14 protein-coding genes are annotated in these 18406 nt (G+C 64.6%); 1 reads left to right on the top strand and 13 read right to left on the bottom strand.

Going from position 1 to position 18406, the window contains the following annotated elements; translation table 11 throughout:
* Positions 1 to 422: 422 nt before the first annotated feature.
* The 4 genes from LG373_RS04140 to LG373_RS04125 form a co-directional block, all read right to left on the bottom strand.
* Entirely contained in the window at positions 423 to 2210 is a 1788-nt protein-coding gene (locus tag LG373_RS04140; protein WP_114566119.1) for an ABC transporter ATP-binding protein, read from the bottom strand.
* Positions 2211 to 2357: 147 nt separating this feature from the next.
* Positions 2358 to 4973, bottom strand: coding sequence for an RNA helicase (locus LG373_RS04135; protein WP_225749086.1), 2616 nt, complete (start codon positions 4971 to 4973; stop codon positions 2358 to 2360).
* A 451-nt stretch (positions 4974 to 5424) separates the two neighbouring features.
* Positions 5425 to 6693, bottom strand: coding sequence for an ABC transporter permease (locus LG373_RS04130; RefSeq protein WP_114565969.1), 1269 nt, complete (start codon positions 6691 to 6693; stop codon positions 5425 to 5427).
* Positions 6686 to 7444, bottom strand: coding sequence for an ABC transporter ATP-binding protein (locus LG373_RS04125; protein WP_114565968.1), 759 nt, complete (start codon positions 7442 to 7444; stop codon positions 6686 to 6688). Before LG373_RS04125 ends, LG373_RS04130 begins: the two co-directional genes overlap by 8 nt.
* A gap of 229 nt (positions 7445 to 7673) precedes the next feature.
* Between LG373_RS04125 and LG373_RS04120 the strand changes: the two genes are divergently transcribed.
* Positions 7674 to 8315, top strand: coding sequence for a TetR/AcrR family transcriptional regulator (locus tag LG373_RS04120; RefSeq protein ID WP_181792508.1), 642 nt, complete (start codon positions 7674 to 7676; stop codon positions 8313 to 8315).
* Here LG373_RS04120 and brnQ read toward each other — a convergent pair.
* The 9 genes from brnQ to LG373_RS04075 all read right to left on the bottom strand — a co-directional run bounded on the left by brnQ (position 8274) and on the right by LG373_RS04075 (position 18358).
* Entirely contained in the window at positions 8274 to 9626 is a 1353-nt protein-coding gene (gene brnQ / locus LG373_RS04115; RefSeq protein WP_225749085.1) for a branched-chain amino acid transport system II carrier protein, read from the bottom strand. The two genes, LG373_RS04120 and brnQ, sit on opposite strands and share 42 nt — an antisense overlap.
* Before the next feature lie 518 nt (positions 9627 to 10144).
* Positions 10145 to 11590, bottom strand: coding sequence for an RsmB/NOP family class I SAM-dependent RNA methyltransferase (locus LG373_RS04110; RefSeq protein WP_225749084.1), 1446 nt, complete (start codon positions 11588 to 11590; stop codon positions 10145 to 10147).
* Positions 11583 to 12542 carry a methionyl-tRNA formyltransferase gene (gene fmt / locus LG373_RS04105; protein WP_216529548.1) on the bottom strand — a complete coding sequence of 320 codons (960 nt, stop codon included), beginning with the start codon at positions 12540 to 12542 and terminating at the stop codon, positions 11583 to 11585. The genes LG373_RS04110 and fmt overlap by 8 nt, the downstream gene beginning before the upstream one ends.
* Before the next feature lie 2 nt (positions 12543 to 12544).
* Positions 12545 to 13093 (bottom strand): peptide deformylase, encoded by a 549-nt coding sequence (gene def, locus LG373_RS04100; RefSeq protein ID WP_114566116.1) that lies wholly within the window; start codon positions 13091 to 13093, stop codon positions 12545 to 12547.
* A gap of 254 nt (positions 13094 to 13347) precedes the next feature.
* Complete coding sequence (locus LG373_RS04095) at positions 13348 to 14286, bottom strand: SPFH domain-containing protein (protein WP_114565964.1); 939 nt, start codon at positions 14284 to 14286, stop codon at positions 13348 to 13350.
* Positions 14283 to 14711, bottom strand: a complete 429-nt coding sequence (locus LG373_RS04090) for an NfeD family protein (RefSeq protein WP_114565963.1) — start codon at positions 14709 to 14711, stop codon at positions 14283 to 14285. Before LG373_RS04090 ends, LG373_RS04095 begins: the two co-directional genes overlap by 4 nt.
* Positions 14712 to 14800: 89 nt before the next feature.
* Positions 14801 to 16657 carry a DNA primase gene (gene dnaG, locus LG373_RS04085; protein WP_225749083.1) on the bottom strand — a complete coding sequence of 619 codons (1857 nt, stop codon included), beginning with the start codon at positions 16655 to 16657 and terminating at the stop codon, positions 14801 to 14803.
* A 9-nt stretch (positions 16658 to 16666) separates the two neighbouring features.
* Positions 16667 to 16858 (bottom strand): hypothetical protein, encoded by a 192-nt coding sequence (locus LG373_RS04080; protein ID WP_114565961.1) that lies wholly within the window; start codon positions 16856 to 16858, stop codon positions 16667 to 16669.
* A 321-nt stretch (positions 16859 to 17179) separates the two neighbouring features.
* Positions 17180 to 18358: an IS110 family transposase gene (locus LG373_RS04075; protein ID WP_225749082.1), complete on the bottom strand. Its 1179-nt coding sequence runs from the start codon at positions 18356 to 18358 to the stop codon at positions 17180 to 17182.
* Positions 18359 to 18406: the final 48 nt, after the last annotated feature.

Below are 18406 nucleotides of genomic sequence, written 5' to 3'. Positions count from 1 at the left end.
GACGGCCTCAAATCCAAGCGATTCCGATTTCCGGAGCCGCGTTTCCCTTGAAAGCCGCTGGTTTCGCCCGTCCTGTCAAAACGGGCGAGTTTTGCTGGTCCTCAAACCAGGATAAAGGATGCTTGCAACTTTGCGACCTGGGGTGATGCAAAACGCGTTCGAGAAGAGACTCCTCTGAGGGCGAAAAAGCGCCGCAAAACTCGTCCGTTTTGACAGCGAGGGGATCTTGCCGCTCGGAAACGCGCGCAGCAGTGGCGTTGCCCTCGCGGAAGCGGGCCCCGCGGAAACGGACGCGGCAGAGGCGTTGCCCATACGGGAGCGTGCTCCGCGGAAACGGGCCGCACGACATCGCCCCCGCGACACCCACGCGCCGCCGCCGGGCGCTCGCACTCCTGGCGCCGCCCCGCCGCGGGGCGCGCGGCCTACTCCAGATACGCGCCCGTCTGGCACTCCCACAGGCGCGCATACGCTCCACCGGCCTCGATCAACTGCGCATGCGGGCCGTCCTCGACCACGCGGCCTCCGTCAAGCACCACGATGCGGTCCAAGCTGGCCACCGTGGACAAGCGATGCGCCACCACGATGGCCGTACGCCCGTGCATGAGGGTGGCCAGCGCGTCCTGCACCAGGTGCTCGCTTTCGGAATCGAGCGCGCTGGTAGCCTCGTCCAGCACGAGCACCGGGCAATCGGCCAGAAGCGCACGCGCTATGGCGATGCGCTGGCGCTGGCCGCCCGACAGCTTGACGCCGCGCTCGCCCGTAACGGTATCGAAACCCTGCGGCAAGCGCTCGATGAACTCGAGCGCGTTCGCACGGCGCGCCGCTTCGCGGATCTCGTCCATGGACGCGTCGGGCCGTCCGTACGCGATGTTCTCCGCAATGCTGCGATGGAACAGCAACGCCTCCTGCGGCACGTAGGCGATCTGGCGGCGAAGCGACTGCTGCGCGGCGTCGGCGATGTCCTGGCCGTCCACCAGGATGCGGCCCTCCTGAATGTCGGAAAGCCGCAGCAACAGCTTCGTGAGCGTGGTTTTGCCCGCACCGCTCGCACCCACCAAGCCAACCCTCTGGCCTGCGGGTATGTGCAAATCAAGCCCGTCGAACACCGTCGTGCGCACGTCTCCGTCGGTATACCAGAATCCAATTCCCTCGAAATCGATGGCCCCTTCGCGCACCTCAAGCGGAGCAGCGTCGGGCGCGTCGGCTACCAGACGCGGCTCATCGAGGATGATCGTCATGCCGCTGGCGTCGCCGAACGCGCGGTTGAAGCGCTGCAGCCCGTTGTTTATGAAGTTGAACTGGTTCGTCACCGTGTAGGTGTAGGTAAACATGACCACCAGCGTGCCCGGCGTGATGCCGTACCAGGCGTTGCCGCCCGCGATGAACACCGCCACCACGCTCATGATGGCAACGGTGATGCACGCCGTCACGATGCCGCGCGTAAGCGATGCCCACATGCGCTTGGAATCGCGCGCCACCACCTCGCGGTTCGCCTGGTCGAACAAGCCGCGCTCGTAATCCTCGCGACCGTAGGTTTTGACGGCAAGAATGTTCGCCACCGAATCCGACAACTCGCCCGAAAGCTGGTTCTGCGCGCCCGCCGCCTTCTCGTTCAGGGCTAGGATGCGCTTGTACATGTAGTACGAAACCCCCGCGTACACCGCCAACAGCAGCATGAGGATGGCCACGTACACCGGAACGCGAGGAGCAAGGATGGCGCACGTGAACACCACCGAGCAGATCACCGGCAGAAACGGAAACGTGATGGTTTCCAACAGCAGTTGGTAAGCGCTCATGAACTTAGTGGTTTGGCTGACCAGCGTACCGCCGAAACGGTTCGAATGAAACGACATGGACTGGTTGCACAGCGCGTCGAACGACATGGTGGCCAAATCGTACGAGGCTGCGATTTGCAGACGGTACATGGTGTAGTCCTGCACCTTGCTGGCAACCTGACCTGCTACGTTGATTCCGATGAGCGCCAGAATGTACGGCCCGAACACCGCGAACACCTCGTCCGGCGACACCGACCCCGCGCTCACACGGTCCACCACCAGGCTCATCACGTACGGGTTGCCGTACGAAAGCAGCGCCACGAACAGAAACGTCGACGCCATAAGGGCCGTGAACAGCCCGAAGTGCTTGCGAGTGACCAACCAGAAATAATGCAACGTGCGACGCGTTGTGGACGCAGCGGTTTGACGCGACATGAGGATCCCTTCTTTTTGCTTCGACACGATTATGCCACAAGCGCGTCGACTCATGCCGCGCCGAGCGCCGCCGCACGTTTGCTCCAGCGAAGCGGCGCCGGGAGCAAGGCCGCGGGACGGGTTGCCCGCCCCGGCCAAGCCCATCGGCTATTCGATTCCCAGTTCTTCGAAGAAGCCCACGCGGAAGCTCTTGAACACGACCTCGCCCTCTTCCTGTGTGGCGTCCAAATCGACATCGGCGGCAATGCCGAAATCGTGATCGTCGTCAGGGTCGCTGAAAATCTGGTGCACGTGCCACACGCGGGCCGATTTCTCGTCGGACTCGTCGATCTCCAGATAGGCCATCGACCGCGCATCGCCGTCGATGCGCACCTCGTCGTGCGCTTCGTAGTACGAATCCAAGGCGCGCTGCCAACGCGGCTCCCCGCAGCCCCAATCCTGGTCCAAGCGGCCCAGCTCAGCCGCGCGCTCCTGCGCAGCCAGCCGCACGCGCAAAAACAGCGCGTTGCGAACGAGCACCGTCACGCCGCGCCGATCCGTCACCACCTCGTCGGCGTCCACCGGCGCAGCCGCGTCCAAGGCCGACCCCGCGTTCTCCCATTCATCCATCAAGCTGGAGTCCACCGACCTCACCACGAAGCCCAGCCATGCGATGACGTCCTCCAGCCGATCGTTGCGCTTGTCCACCGGCACCGTGCGCGCGATCACCCGGTACGCGTCGGCCAGGTAGCGCAGCAGCAGCCCCTCCGACCGGGCGATGCCGTAACGCTGTACGTAGCCCTTGAAGTCGCTGGCGGTTTCCAGCATGTCGCGCAGGACCGACTTCGGCTCCAGCTGGAAATCGCGCGCCCACGGCACCTCCTGGCAATAGCGTTCGAACGCCGCACCCAGCAGATCTTCGAGCGGCTTGGGATACGTGATCTCGGCGATGCGCTCCAAGCGTTCCTCGTAGTCCACCCCGTCGGCCTTCATGTCGGCCATGGCCCGATCCTTCGCCTGCCGCTCCTGCGCGCGCAGCACCTGACGCGGGTTTTCCAGCGTGGCCTCGGCCATGGAGATGACGTCGTGTGCGTACGTGTCGCTTTCCGGGTCCAGCAGCTCCAGCGCAGCCAGCAAAAACGGCGAAAGCGGCTGATCAAGCGCAAAATCCTCAGGGAGGTCGACGGTGGTGACGTATTCCGTGCTTCCATCTTCGGCCTGCACGCGCTCCACCACGTCGGCGTTCACGAGCGTGGCGAATATGTCGTCCGCGCGCACGACCAGGGCGGCTTTTTCCTCGTCGGTTTGAGCGGAATCGGCGATGAGCTTGCGGACGCGCGCGTACGCGTCGCCGCCCTGCACCACTTCCGACAGCACCATCGAATGCGTGATCTTCATGCGCGGCTTCAGCGTTTCGGGCGTTGCCTCGATCAGGCGCTCGAACGTCTGCTTGTTCCAGGTGACGAATCCCTCAGGCGGCTGCTTCTTCTTGATCTTGCGCAGCTTCTTCGGGTCGCCGCCGGCCTTCTGCACCAGCTTCGCGTTCTCGATGTCGTGCTCGGGAGCTTCGGCCAGCACCACGCCCTCGGTGTCGAAGCCGCTGCGACCCGCGCGGCCCGCAATCTGATGGAACTCGCGGGCGCGCAGACGGCGCATCTTGTAGCCGTCGAACTTCGTGAGCGCCGTCAAAAGCACGGTGTGAATGGGCACGTTGATGCCCACGCCCAGTGTGTCCGTGCCGCAGATGACGGGAAGAAGTCCCTGTTGAGCAAGCTTTTCCACCAGCAAGCGATACCGGGGCAGCATGCCGGCGTGATGCACGCCGACGCCGCTTGAAAGCAGACGCTTGAGCGTTTTGCCGAACGCCGTGGTGAAGCGCGTGCCGGCCATGGCGCGCTTGATGTCCTCACGCTGCTCCTTCGACGCCACGCCGAAGCTCGAAAGCGATTGCGCCGTGGCAAGCGCCGCATCCTGCGAGAAATGCACGATGTAGAGCGGAGCCTCGCCGTTGCGCAGCGCCAGCTCCACGGTGCCTTCGAGCGGCATTTCCACGTATTCGTACGACAGCGGAACGGGACGCGGGGCGTCGGCCACCACGTCGACGTCGACGCCCGTGCGCTCCTTAAGCGAGCTCGCGATGCTCGAGACGTCGCCCAACGTTGCGCTCATCAGCAAAAACTGCGTTTTCGGCAGCGTGAGCAAGGGAACCTGCCACGCCCATCCGCGGTCGGCGTCGCCGTAGAAATGGAACTCGTCCATGGCAACGCAGCCCACGTCGGCGCGCTCGCCCTCGCGCAGCGCTTCGTTCGCCAGGATCTCGGCCGTGCAGCACACGACCGGTGCCTGTGCGTTGATGTGCGTGTCGCCCGTGATCATGCCCACGTTCTCGCGCCCCAGCACGTCCACCAAGTCGAAAAACTTCTCGCTGACCAGGGCTTTAATGGGGGCCGTGTAGTACGCACGCCGACCCGTGGCAAGCGCCATGAAGTGCAGGCCCAGCGCGACCATCGACTTGCCGGAACCCGTGGGCGTGCCCAGGATAACGTGATCGCCCATCATGAGCGCCATGAGCGCTTCTTCCTGATGGGGCCACAAGTCGATGCCGCGCGACGCCACCCAATCGAAGAAGCGGTCGAACGCTTCGTCGGGCGTGAGCCACGGTTCGGGGGCGGGCTCCCCCTCTTCCGGCTCCCACCAGCTTGGCGCGAGCAGCCCCAGCGACCCGTGCGCAAACGCCGCCCCTTCGGGCTTCTCCGTTGTTTCCTCCGTTGCGCGTTCGACCATGCGGGACGACCTCCGAACATACCAGCGATACTTTGCAAAGCATTTATTCTACCCGTTACCGCGTGCGCGCGGACGGGCAAGCGGTAAAGTCCTCGCGTTCTGCGCGCCAAAACGCGCGTGATGCGGGGGCGAGGTCAGGTTGGCGTGACAGCACGTGGACTGGCGCTCCCAAGCCGGTGGGGCGACCCGCACCCGCAAAGCACAACCGGGCCGCATGCGCCCAGTCGTGCAGCCGAAGCGTCCATTCAGGTTGGCGGCACCGCGCAGGGCCGCGTTTGCTGCACGGTTTTGTCCCCAATGCTGCGCATCGCGAGTTCCTTGAGCGCCCCGCCCTCGGGAACTTGCGTCACGCGATCGTTTTGCCAAGTCGCGCCAAGGCAAGGCCGAAGCATGCCGAGTCAAACACAACATTGGGGGAAACCGTGCAGCGCAAGGACCCCAACCCCGCCCGCTACCGCACTCGGGCGCGCTTCTTGCGAAAGCCCAGCGCCGCCAGCACGAAGAACGCTGCCACGAATCCCCACAGAACCGCAAGATCGGGCCAGACCGCCGCGAAATCGGCACCGCGCAGCATCACCGCGCGCAGGGCGTCCACCCCGTACGTCACCGGCATGCACTGGCCCAGCGCCTGAAGCCAGCCCGGCGCGCTCGACAGGTCGAACAAGCCGCACAGCAGTATCTGCGGCACCACGAACAAGAGCATGAGCTGGATAACCTGAAACGCGTTGCTGGCCAGGCCCGACACCAAAAGCCCCAACGTCACCGACACCAGCGCCATCGACACCGCCGTCACCACGACCAAGCCCAGGTTGCCTTCGTTGGGAAAACCGATCAGCCCCAACGCCACCGCCAGGATCACGCCCGATTGCGCAAGCGCCAGCGCGCCGAATCCAATGGAGTAGCCGCCCAAGATCTGCGTCGGCTTGACCGGCGTCGCCAGAAAGCGCGCCATGGTTCCCGCGCCGCGCTCGTTCACCAGCGACATGCCGCTTGTGATGAACGTGAACGCGAACAGGAACACCCCGATGAACACCGGCCCGTAGAAGTCGAACATCTTCCAATCCTCGCTACCGTGCAAATACGAGGTCTCCACCTCTTTCACCGGCATGTACGACGAAGGGTCAAGGGCGAAATCCGCAGCCGAAACGGTGCTCGCAAGCGATCCGTCCAACATGGCGCGCACCGACTCCGGCATCTTCGCCAAAGCGTTTGGCGGAAGCGAGAGCGCCACCTCTTCGATAGCGCTGCGCAGTTCGGCCTGCTTGGATTCAGCGTCCTCCCGAGCCTGCTCGATTTCGTCCTTCTTCGCCTCGATGTCCGCTTCCATCTGATCCGCCGCGTCTTTTTGCACGTCGGCCATGGCAGACGACGCGCACGCCATCACGGCAGCGGTCTTGGTGGAATCGCTGCCTTCGGCCCATATCTCCAGCGTCGCGTCGCCTTTCATGCGCAATACCGCATCCACGTTGTTGGAGCGCAGCAGACGCTCGGCTTCGTCGGCCCCCACGTCCGACACGCGCGCATCCTGCGCCTCGAGCGCATGCTGATACGAAGACGGAAGCGAAACCGTGGCGATGCGCGGCTGGTAGGAGTCGGCGCCCAGCAGCACCGACAGCAGCCACAGCACCACGATGGGCGCCACGAACAGAAGCGCGATGGTGCGCTTATCGTGCATGAACTGCGAGAGGATGCGGCGAGCAACCGCGAGCGTCTTACGCATGATCGGCCTCCTTCCCTTCAGACGAGCCCTCTAGGAGAAGGAACGCATCCTCCAGGTTGTCGGCTCCCGTTTGCGCAAGGATATCGGCAGGCGATGCGTTCGCGATGATGCGGCCGCCGTGCAGCATGGCTATCTGGTCGCACCGAACCGCTTCGTCCATGACGTGCGTCGTCACGATGATGGTGGCCCCGTTGCCCGCCATCGCGGAAAACGCATCCCAGATGCGACGCCTATGATCGGGATCAAGCCCCACCGTTGGCTCGTCGAGCACCAGCAGCTCGGGCTCGTGCAGCATCGCCACGCCCAGGCTCAGCCTTCGCTTCATGCCGCCCGAAAACGCCGACACCAGCTTCTTGCGATCGTCTTCCAAGCGACCGAACTTCAGCATCTCGCCGATGCGCGCGTCCAGCCGCGCACCCGAAAGCCCGTTCATCGCGCCGAAGAACCGCAGGTTCTCCTCGGCGGTGATGTCGTCGTAGAGCGCATCCTCCTGCGGCATGTAGCCCACGCGAGCGCGCGCCGTAGGGTACGGAGCGCGCTCGCCCATGACCAGCACTTCGCCCGCCGCCGGCACCGTCACGCCCATAATAAGGTTGACCATGGTGGTTTTGCCGCACCCCGAAGGCCCCAGCAGGCAGAGAATGCTGCCCCGGTCGACACGCAGGTTCACCCGATCGAGCACGGTGCGCCTGCCGTCCGCCAAAGGCGTCTTCCTGCCGAACCTCTGAACCGCGCCTTTGAATTCGACCATAGGCCGCCCATTCGCACGCGTCTGCGTTTCCATGGCATCACGTCCCCTCCCCGCGCGCTTAAGCGCGGCTTGCTTCGAAGAGCCCGCATGCGGGAACCGCGATGCTTGACGACTCTTCGTCATCTGTTCTAGGATGATTTTATTGGCCTATGCGTCCAATAAAAATATGCAAATCACGGGAAAACGACCAATTACAAATGAGCAAAACACTCATAGCAAGGAGGAAGCCGTGCCGCGACCGAAAAAAGGGCAGGACGTCCCCGCCGTCGACCGCATGAGAGACGCATTCTGGACGCTGCTGGCCGAAAAGCCTTACGCGGCGCTTTCGGTGGCGGATATCCTGCGATCGACGGGCCTCAACAAAAACGCGTTCTACTACCACTACGGCAACCTTGGCGAGCTAGCGAAAGACGCCGTCGAGCAAATGCTGCCAACCGATCTTATGGTTGCGGTGTTAAGGGAGATCATCGACCCGAAAAGCAACCTGGACGCCTTGCTGTGCGACCCCAAATACCACGTGCACCTTGATCGCCTCAGCCTGATAGCCGGAAAACACGGGTCCCCGCAGTTGCAGGGAACGCTCAAGCGCGCCATGAAGCAAGCTTGGATCGGCATGCTTGGCATTGACGAGGCGAATTTAGGATTCAACTCGTCGCTTGCCATCGAGTTCGCGCTTGGCGGAGTGTTTTCCCTGCTGGCCTATCGCGCCGAGCACCTGCCCGACATGACAACCGAGCAGCTCTTCGGATCTCGTTTCGGCCAGCGCATGCGAAGGACCGTTCCGCCCATGTTGCTGGAAACGTTTCTCGACGAGGGCGTGATCAGCGAATCAGCCTTGCTGGCAACGCGATTCGCGCCGACGTCGAGCTAGCGACCATGCAGCGCCCACGGCGGCGCCCGCAAAGGCTATGAGCACCCATCCCAGGCCGAAGTCCGCAAACGGCAGCGCATCGAGCGGCAGCCATGCGCTGGGCGCAAACGCATCGCGCAGACCCACAACCACGCTGAACACGGCCGTCGACAGCACCGCCCACGGCCACATGAGCGGCAGCTTGTCGCAACGAGCGTGCACGAGGCCCATGATCACCAGCACGATAGCCGGCGGGTACAACGCGCCCAGAAGCGGCGCGGAAAACGCCAGGATCGCGTCCAGCCCCAAAAGCGAAACGGCGCAGCTGAACACGGCGAACGCAGCCGCCCAGGCAATCAGCGGCACGCGCGGGACAGCCTCGAAGAAGTACTCGGAGCAGCACGAGATCAAGCCCGTGCATACGTTCAGGCACGCGATCAGGAAGATCGCAGCCACGATAACGGCCCCAGCCTCGCCGAAGTGCATGCTGGCCGATGCCGCCAGAATGGCCGCGCCATTGGTCGCGTCGGGCAGCGCGCCGCCCATGGTGGCGCCCACGAACCCCAAGCCGCAGTAGATGACCATCATGAGCACGCCGGCCACGACGCCCGCACTCGAAATGGCGCCGGCAACCTGCTTCGGATCGCGCGCGCCCAGCTGCTTCACGTTCGCCGCAACCACGATGCCAAAGCACAGCGCAGCCAGCAGGTCCATGGTCTGGTATCCGGTCAAAAAGCCGTGCGTCGCCGCGTTCACGCTGTACGGAGCCTGCGGCTCGAGAACTTCTCCCCCGCCGCCGATCACCGATGCCCCCACCACCAAAACGATGAGCACGATAAGAGCAGGCGCAGAGAACTTGCCCAGCACGCGCGAAAGCAACCCAGGCCGCAGCGCCAAAACGAAAGCCACGGCGAAAAACGCAACCGAGAACACGACCGCCGCCACGTTCGGATCGATCACGTCAGATCCCGGCAGCAAAGGCCGCAGCATCTCGTACGCCGTAGAGGACGTGCGCGGAATAGCCAGAAACGGGCCGATGGTCAGGTACACGAGCGCAATGAACACCGATGCGAACAAAGGACTCACACGCCCCGCCAGCTCGCGCACGCCGCCGCACAGGGCCACGGCCACAATGCCCAGCACGGGCAGGCCGATGCCCGCAAGCAGAAAGCCCGCCATGGCCGGGACGGCTTCGGTGCCCGCCTGCAAGCCCAAAAGCGGCGGCAGGATCAGGTTCCCCGCTCCAAAGAACATAGAGAACAGCATGCCGCCCACCATCAGCATCTGACTGGGGCGCAGCCCGCCACGCGCGTTTTGTTGCTGCTCTTCCACGAGGTTCCTCCTGAGTTCCGTATCGTACTGCCACGCCCTTGCGCGCCGCGAAACGGCGGCGCGAACGATCCGCAATGATAGCACTGCCCTCGTTCGATCGCTATTCCATATTGTTTCACTATGAAATCGACGCAAACGAGCAAGGCGAAGGGGCGAAGCCGATGGCCCGCTTCGCGCTGTTCGCCGGAGAACGAGCCATCGACCCGCCCGTTAGCCTGCCTAGCACGATCCCGCGCACGAGCCATCGACCTGCCCGTTCGCCTGCCCAGCACGGTCTTGCGCACGAAAAACCGCGCTCGCTGGCAGGTTTTGACGGTTTGAGGTTGTTGCAGAGTCCCTTGCTTGCGACCACAACCAGATGGCCCAGCATTGCACCAGGTCAGAAAATCATAGAAAATTACTGGAAGATCGGATGCGGTTTGCGGCACGTCCACGACGACCGCAAACCGTCAAAACCTACCACGGAACGCCTTTGCGCGTGCGCTGGACGGAGAAAAACGCACGACCCTTCGCGTCCTCTACGAAACGCGCGTGAACCTTACGGCGAAATGCGCGTCCGACGACCCCGGCTCAAGCCGCGTAGCCAAGCACGAGCGACCGGCAATGGGAGCCAGCTGAAAGCGCTGCCCCTCTTCGCTCGCAAGGAACGCCTTCACCGTCTGGTTGTCTTCCTCGCAGGTCACCGTACACGTCGCGTACGCCAGCGTTCCGCCTGGCGCCACATGCCCAGCGGCAGCGCGCAGCATGCCCAGCTGCGTCTTCGCGAACGCGGCCACGTCCTCGGGCTGCAAGCGCCAGCGAATCTCGGGATGGCGTCGCAGCGTTCCCAGTCCCGAGCACGGCGCGTCGATGAACACCACATCGAACAGGCGATCGCGAACCACGTTGCTCAACGCCAGGGCGTCGCCCGTCAGCGCCTCCAACACGCACGAGCCGTACCGCGCGGCGCGCTCGAGCAGCAGCTTCGTCTTGAACCCGTGATTGTCCAGCGTCACGTACGACTCGATCTGCGACCCCCACGTGCGCTGCGCCGCGCTTTGCAGCAAGATGGTCTTCGTTGCGCGACCGGCGCCCACTTCCAGCATGGACGCGGGCTTGTCCTGCGGCAGGACGGACGCAGCCACCAGCTGGGACGCGGCATCGGAAACAAGGATCTTTCCCTGCACGAACAATTGCTTGACCTCGGGCAGCAACAACGCGCGGTTGTCCTTCACGCGCAGGCAGCCGGGCACGGGCACGCCGTCGATCTCAACCGGCTGCGTCGACTCTCCCGCCTTCGCGAACGCGGCGGCCACGGCGACTTCGTCCGTCTTCGCCGCATTCGCCGCCACGAACAGCGGAGCCGGCTCGTTCGAGGCGCGCATGAAGTCCAACGCCGCCTGGGGTCCCAGATCGAGCACCAGCTTGCGCGCCAGCCAAACGGGGAAAGCATGCAGGCGAGCCAGCGCTTCCACGTCGCGCGTCGGATCGCCGAACGGGAAGGACGCGCGCGAAGCCACCACCTTGCGCAGCACCGCGTTCGCAAGGCCAGCCGCCCTGGGCGCGAACGAGCGCACCAGCTCGACCCCCTGGTCAACCGCTGCATGCGGCGTCTTGTTCAGGAAGATGATCTCGTACACGCTCAAACGCAGGGCGTCGCGCACGTCGGGTTGCACGTCCGTCGGCTTGCTGAGCGCCCGATCGAGCACATCGTCGAGCGTGCCCACGGAGCTGACCACGCCCAATGCGAGCAGCGTCGCGAACGAGCAGTCCTCAGACGAAAGCGAGGAGCCGTCGATGCGCTTGCCGATAACGTCCTGAGCGAACGCCTCGCGCTCGCGCACGGTGCGCACCACGTCGAGCGCGGCAAGCCGAGCCGGGCTGGCTTTCGATCGCGAGGCGCGGCTCTCTCGCGGCTTCTCCACAGGTCCGGCGTATCCCTTCGGCGCGCGTCGATCCTGCGAGCCCTTATTACGATCAGGCATGAAGCCCCTTCCAGATAAGGCCGCCGTCCTTGATCCCTTGGATCCCGGCGGCAAACGATTTCGCATCCATGGCCTGCTTGCCCGCCGGCTTCAGAATCAGAAGCTCCACCGCGCCGTCGGCCGCGCCCAAGAACAAGCGCTTCGCCGCATAGCGAACATCGCCTGCAGCCATGCCCGCAACAAGATCGCGCGCCTGGCTATCGGCCGCCACGGGAGCAAGCGACAGCACCGTGACCGCGCGCCCTGCCACCTCGGCGCGCGCAGGGTGCGCGGCGCTCGAAGCCTGCACCTTGCGAACCATGAGCGCAGCGGAATCGCCAACGGACAAGTCCAGCTCGCCCTTGGCGATCTTATCGGCGTAGGTCACGCGCGATTCGTCCTGCTCGGTCCAATCGCACACGCCCCGCTCCACGCGCACCAGCGCGGTCAACAGGGCGTGAGATCCCAGAATAGCCAGCTCGTCGGTCAGTTCTTCAGCATTCAAATCCCCGACGCTCGCCGTGCGGCACACGCAGTACGCGCCCGTGTCCAGGCCCTCTTCCATGCGCATGATGCATACGCCGGCCTCTTCGTCGCCCGCCAGGATAGCGCGCTCGATAGGAGCGGCGCCGCGCCAGCGAGGCAGTAGCGACGCGTGCACGTTCAGGCAGCCGTACCGGGGAAGATCCAGCACGGCCTTCGGCAGAATGGCCCCGTAAGCGGCCACGCAAATGACGTCGGGGCGAAACGAGGCCAGTTCGCGCTGGACGTCCTCGTCGCGCAGGGTGCGCGGCGTGCGCACGGGAATGTTCCAGCGCTCAGCCGTCGCCTTCACCGGCGAAGGCTCCAACTGCTTCCCGCGGGCGCGCACGGCATCAGGGCGCGTGTAAACGGCAACCACCTCATGCTGCTGCACCAATTCATCGAGGATCGTAGCCGAGAACTCCGGCGTGCCCATGAACACGACGCGCATGGTTATCGAACCCGTGGATCAAGCGAGGTCTCTCCCGGCTTCGCGCCGGAAGCAACCGCCTGGTCGTAATCGCGAAGCGCCTGGATGCGCGCGAGGGGATCGCAGCGCTCGAACATGGTCACGCCGTCCAGGTGGTCCAGCTCATGCTGCAGGCAGCGGCCCAGAAGGCCGTCGCCTTCGATCTCCCATTCCTCGCCGTCCAGGTCGAAGAAGCGCACGCGCGCCCACGACGGCCGGGCGATGGGCACGGAGATGCCGGGGATGGACAGGCAGCCCTCCCCTTCGACGACGACCTCGCCCTTCGTCTCCACCAGCACCGGGTTCACCAGTACCATGGGGTTCTGCTCGTCGGACTCGTCGCAGTCGATGACCACCAGGCGCTTGGTCACGCCCACCTGCGGCGCGGCAAGGCCGCAGCCGGAATTCTTGTACATGGTCTTCACCATCTGCTTGGCCAAGCGCTTCAGGCTTTTGTCCCCAAGATCGCACGGCTCGCACGGCTGGTTCAAAATGGGATTGGGAGATTGCACGATAGTAATCACGGTCAGCACGTCCTTTTGGTATCCACGCGCGCGACGCTCGAGGCGCCGCGAAACAAAATTCTGGCAAGCATTGTCCGCAATCGCTTCGCCCTTGTCCAGCGGCTTGCCGAAAGATCCATAAAACGCGAGGTGAGAAGCGCAAGAGACCGAACTTGGCGACCGTTCACCGCACGCGGGAGGCAGCCGACGAAAAGCGCCGTTCGACACGCGCCGCATCGCAGCGCGCTCGAACGGCGCCTCAAGCACCTCGAGCGTTCGGGCCGCTACTCCGTACGAGCGGAATCCTCGCTGTCCACGACGATCTCTTTGAGCGACGCCGCCAACCCGGCAAGGCCCTGGATGTCGGAGGGGATGATGAGCTTCGTGGAGCGACCGTCCGCCACTTTCTTGAGCGCTTCGAAGGCTTGCAGGGTCAAAACGGCGTTGTCGGCGCCCGCTTCCCGCACTGCGCGGATGCCGTCGGCCGTCGCCTGCTGCACGTTCTTGATAGCCTCCGCTTCGCCCTCGGCCTCGCGGATCTGCTTCTCCTTCTCGGCCTCGGCAGCCAAGATGATGGTCTGCTTCTCGGCTTCGGCGGAAAGAATCTGCGCCTGCTTCTTTCCCTCGGCGATGGTGATGGCGGCCTGCTTCTCGCCCTCGGCCAAAAGCACCGCCTCGCGCTTCTCGCGCTCGGCCTTCATCTGCTTTTCCATAGCCTGCTGAATGGCTGCCGGCGGCGTGATGTTCTTGACCTCTACGCGGTTGACCTTGATGCCCCAGGCGTCGGTGGCCTCGTCAAGGATGGAGCGCATCTTCGCGTTGATGGTATCGCGCGAGGTGAGCGTGGTGTCCAGGTCAAGATCGCCGATGATGTTGCGCAGCGTGGTGGCCGACAGGTTCTCGATGGCCACGATGGGATTCTCCACGCCGTAACAGTACAGCTTCGGGTCCATGATCTTGAAGAACACCACGGTGTCGATGGACATGGTCACGTTATCCTTCGTGATGACGGGCTGCGGCGGGAAGTCGAACACCTGCTCTTTGAGCGACACGTAGGGACGCACGCGGTCGATGAAGGGAATCTTCACGTGCAGCCCGTTGTTCCAGGTGGTCAGGTACGAGCCCAGGCGCTCCACGATGGCGGCTTCGGCCTGCGGCACGATTTTGATGCACGTGACCGAGAACAGAACCAGGATCACGACGAGCACGATAAGGAAGATCATGGGAGTTTCCTTTCAACGATGAGCTTGACGCTTTCTTGCCCGACCACGACGACGTTCTGGCCAACGGGCAGGGGCTCTCCGCTGGCAGAGCAGGCGGCCCAGGTCATGTGATCGGACGTTTCAACGCGCCCGACCAGGCGATCGTTGTCGATAGCCTCGCACACGACGGCAACCTGGCCGACCAGCGTCGGTTCCTTGGAATCACCGCGATTGCGATACTTCATGAACACGGGGCGAAGGGCCACAAGGCACACGACGGAAACGACCAGAAAGACGATCACCTGCACGGCAGGATCGACGCCGAGCAGGTTCGCGGCGAACGCCACCAGCGCGCCGACAACGAACCACAGGGTGATGAGGCCCAGCGAAACGACCTCGACAAGGGCCATCGCCGCGGCGACGCCCAACCATACGAAGGGGCTCATACGGTAGCTCCTTTCTCCTTGTTCGAGTATACACTATCCGTCTGCGCGACAGCATGACGCGCAGCGGACTCGAAACCGAACGGTTGCGCCTACACGTGCGCGGCGCGGCGACGCGTCAGATCCTGCTGCATGGCGGCCACGGCTTCGAACAGCATCTCGTACTCGTCGGCCGGAAGACGCGACGGATCGGAAAGCTGGGCCTTGAGCGCTGCCACGGCATCTTCCGCGTCGCCTATGGACAGCTCTTCCACCAGGAAAGACGCCAAGCGGCTCTCGTCCTCCACAGCGCTTTCGGCACCGGCGGTCAACATGCCGGCCGCAGCGGGCAGCACGCGCGCGACCTCGCCGACCAGCCGCACGGGCTGAGCTGCAGGGTCTTCGGCCAGCGTGTCCAGCATGCTCTGCGCGATCGTAGCGTGCGCGGGCTCGTGCCACTGCGTTTGCGCGAGCGCGTCGGCGTGCAGCAAGCCCAGGTCGGGCCGGGACGCGATCAGGGCGAGCAGCTGGCGCTCGAAGCGGCGCCGGTTGACCTCCGATTGGGGAAGCCGCTCGCGCCGCGGCTGCGGAGCCCGCCGAGGCTCGTCGTCTGCCGCAGCGTCCGCTCCTTCGGCGTCGGCAGCGCGCGGCGGCTTCAGCTTGCCCAGCTGATCGAGCACGTCCTCCTCGCGCGCACGGCATCTGCTGGCGATCTGCACGGCGTAATCGCGCGCCAACATGGAGTCCTTTATGGGCGCGAGCACCGAGAGCGCGTCGGCCAAGGCGGCCGAGCGACCTTCGGCACGACTGAGGTCATGGCGCGCCAATCGACGATCGATACCGTACTTGAGCAGGGGCTGCGCATGTTCAACCAGCTCTTGCAGCGCCGCGCCCCCGCGATCCGACACGAAATCGGCCGGGTCCAGGTTGTCCGGCAGCGTGACGGCCGCCAGCTCGATCTTGGTGCGGCCCGCCTCCGGCGTCATGCTGTCGTCGATGAACGCCAGGGCGCGGTCGGCCGCGCGTTGCCCCGCTTCGTCGCCGTCGAACAGGTACACGATGCGATGCTGCGCATGGCGCGCGAGCAGGCGAATATGGCGCATGGTGAGCGCCGTGCCCAAGGTGGCCACCACGTTCTCGATCCCCGCTTCGTGCAGCGCGATCACGTCGGTGTAGCCCTCGCACACGATGGCGGTGCCCGTCGACGCCATGGACGCTTTCGCCTTCTCCATGCCGTACAGCACCTGCGACTTATGGAACAGCGGCGTTTCCTGGGAGTTCAGGTACTTCGGCTCGCCTTTGCCCACCACGCGCCCGCCGAAGGCGATGCACTCGCCCTGCGGGTCGTTGATGGGGAACATCACGCGGTTGTAGAACCGATCGCGCAGCCTGCCGCCGTCGCCCGAAAGCGCGACGTTGGCCTGCACCATCTCGTCGGGCTTGAACCCCTTTGCCGCCAGATGGCGCACCAGCTGCCCGCGACCCGGCGCGAAGCCCAACCGCCACGTTTTGGGAACGTCGCCGCCAAGCCCGCGCGCGCCCAGGTAGCTGCGAGCGGCGCTCGCCTCGGGGCCGGGATTGCGCATGAGCTGCGTATGGTAGAAGTCCGCCGTTTCCTCGCACACGGCCTTGAGCCGCGCTTTCTTGCTAGAGCCCACGCTGCGCGGCCCGCCGGCGTCCGATATCTCGATATGCGCGCGCTCCGCCAAGCGGCGCACGGCCTCGGGAAAGTTCAAATCCTCGGTTTTCATGATGAAGGAGAACACGTCGCCGCCCTCGCCGCAGCCGAAGCAATGCCACAGCTGCGTAGCGGGATCGATCTTGAAAGAGGGGGTTTTCTCGTTGTGCAGCGGACAGCAGCACCAGAAATCGCGCCCGCGCTGCTTCACGGGCGTGCGCTCGCCGATAACGGCCACCAGGTCGTTCGCCTCGCGTACCTTCTGAATGTCTTCTTCGCTGATGCCGGCCATGCGCGAACCCTACCTCTGCTTGTTCTGTTTGGCCAGAACGACGTTCACCAAAAACAGCAGGCCAAGCGCAAGGGACGGACCCAGGTCCAGCAAACCGACCTCGCCCTCGCCCGCGTTCATGTACGTCATCACCAAGCTGCCCGTCATCAAGACGAAGCTCAGCACCGCGATGCCTGCGTAGATTCGCTCCCGATTCCTCATGCGCCGCCCTTCCGAGTTTTGTTTCGGACAGTATAGCGCAAGCGTGCAACCGCCGCGCGCCAACACCTGGCACGGAGCCGGTGTTCTCGCAGGACCGGGACGCTTGCGGGACCGGGGGGCCTTGCGGAACCGGGGGTCCTTGCGGGACCGGCACCCTTCTGTCAAAACGGACGCGCAAGGACGTACGGGGGGTGTTCCTATGAATCCGTCAAGTAGGTATTTGGCGGGATTTCCGCAATGACGAATCCATCTGCGGGCATGGTGACGCGCCGCCCCGGCTTCAAGGCGGAGGCGGTTGTCGGCGACCTGCGCCCGAGCTTGCTACGCGGAGTACGGCACCCCGTCGCGCATGACCGCGTAGATGACCTTCATCCTCTTTCTCGCCGTGGCCTTGAGCGCGCACTTGTACTTCATGCCCCTGGCCCGGCATTTCCTTAGATACTCCCCGTAGTAGCCCTTCGACCTGGTCAGGGAGTTGCACGAGAAGATCAGCAGGTTCTTGAGCGGCTTGTTTCCGCCGCGGTGCCCCCTGTCGTAGTTGGTGGAGGTTCCGGATTGCTGGGTGGAAGGCGCCAGCCCGCAATAGCTGGCCAGCTTGTCGTGGCTGCCGAACTCGGAGATGTCGATGGAGACCACCAGCTGCATGGCCGTCCTCGGCCCGATGCCGGGGATTGTCTGCAGGTTCTTGAAGTCGGCGTTGTCGGACAGCGATTCCGCTATCGCGTCCTCGAGCTCGGACTCGGCCTCGTTGTCTGCCACGATGCGGCCCGCGAAATGCTTGACGTAGCGCATCTCGGCGGCCACGGCCTGCTCCGACGGGCGTTCGCCGCAGATCGAGTTCCAGAGGCGGTCTCGCTGCTCGCGGGTGGCGCGGTGCTTGCGGGACGCCGCGCAGAACCTCTTGCGCCCGGCGTCGAGCATGTTCCAGGGCCCTCCCAGCTCGGCGAGCATGCCGGCGCACCACGGCTCGGTCATCTCGCATGCCGCCTCGAATGCCGGGCACGACTCGAGCAGGCGCGAGTGCAGGGCGTTGGCGCACGCAGTGCGGTCCTTCTGCACCTGCGCCACCTGGGCAGACATTATCCTGGCGCCGTCGAGCGCCGGGTCCTCGGCCGGCACCGGGCGGAGCGTCTGGGGCATGCCCAGAGCCGCGCGCGCTATGACCTGCGCGTCCCGCTCGTCGGTTTTGGCGATCCCGGGGAAGCTCTTGGCGAGCTCGTGCTCGGCGGATCCCGGCAGGTAGGCGACGGGCCTTCCCGCCGCCCTCGCGCGCTTGATTGCGAGCGCGCCGATGTTGCGGCGCTGGTCGACTACCACGAGCGTGTCTGCGGGAAGCTCGGCCAGCAGCGCGTCGAGCTCCCCCTCGGAGTTGGCGACGCGCCTGCTCAGCAGGACCTCTCCGTCGAGGTCGACCGCATACGCCCAGTGGGCGAACTTTCCGACGTCGAGCCCCAGGTAGGCGGCGTGCTTGCTCGTGAGCGTTGCGTTCTTCTCGGCCATGGTGTTACCCTTTCTACACGGCTGGCCGCACCGTTCGCCGCGTCTCGG

The organism is Paraeggerthella sp. Marseille-Q4926, assembly GCF_916618935.1.
Lineage (GTDB): Bacteria > Actinomycetota > Coriobacteriia > Coriobacteriales > Eggerthellaceae > Paraeggerthella > Paraeggerthella hominis.
The sequence above is the reverse complement of the archived record's forward strand: the minus strand, read 5'-3'. Positions and strand labels throughout refer to the sequence as shown.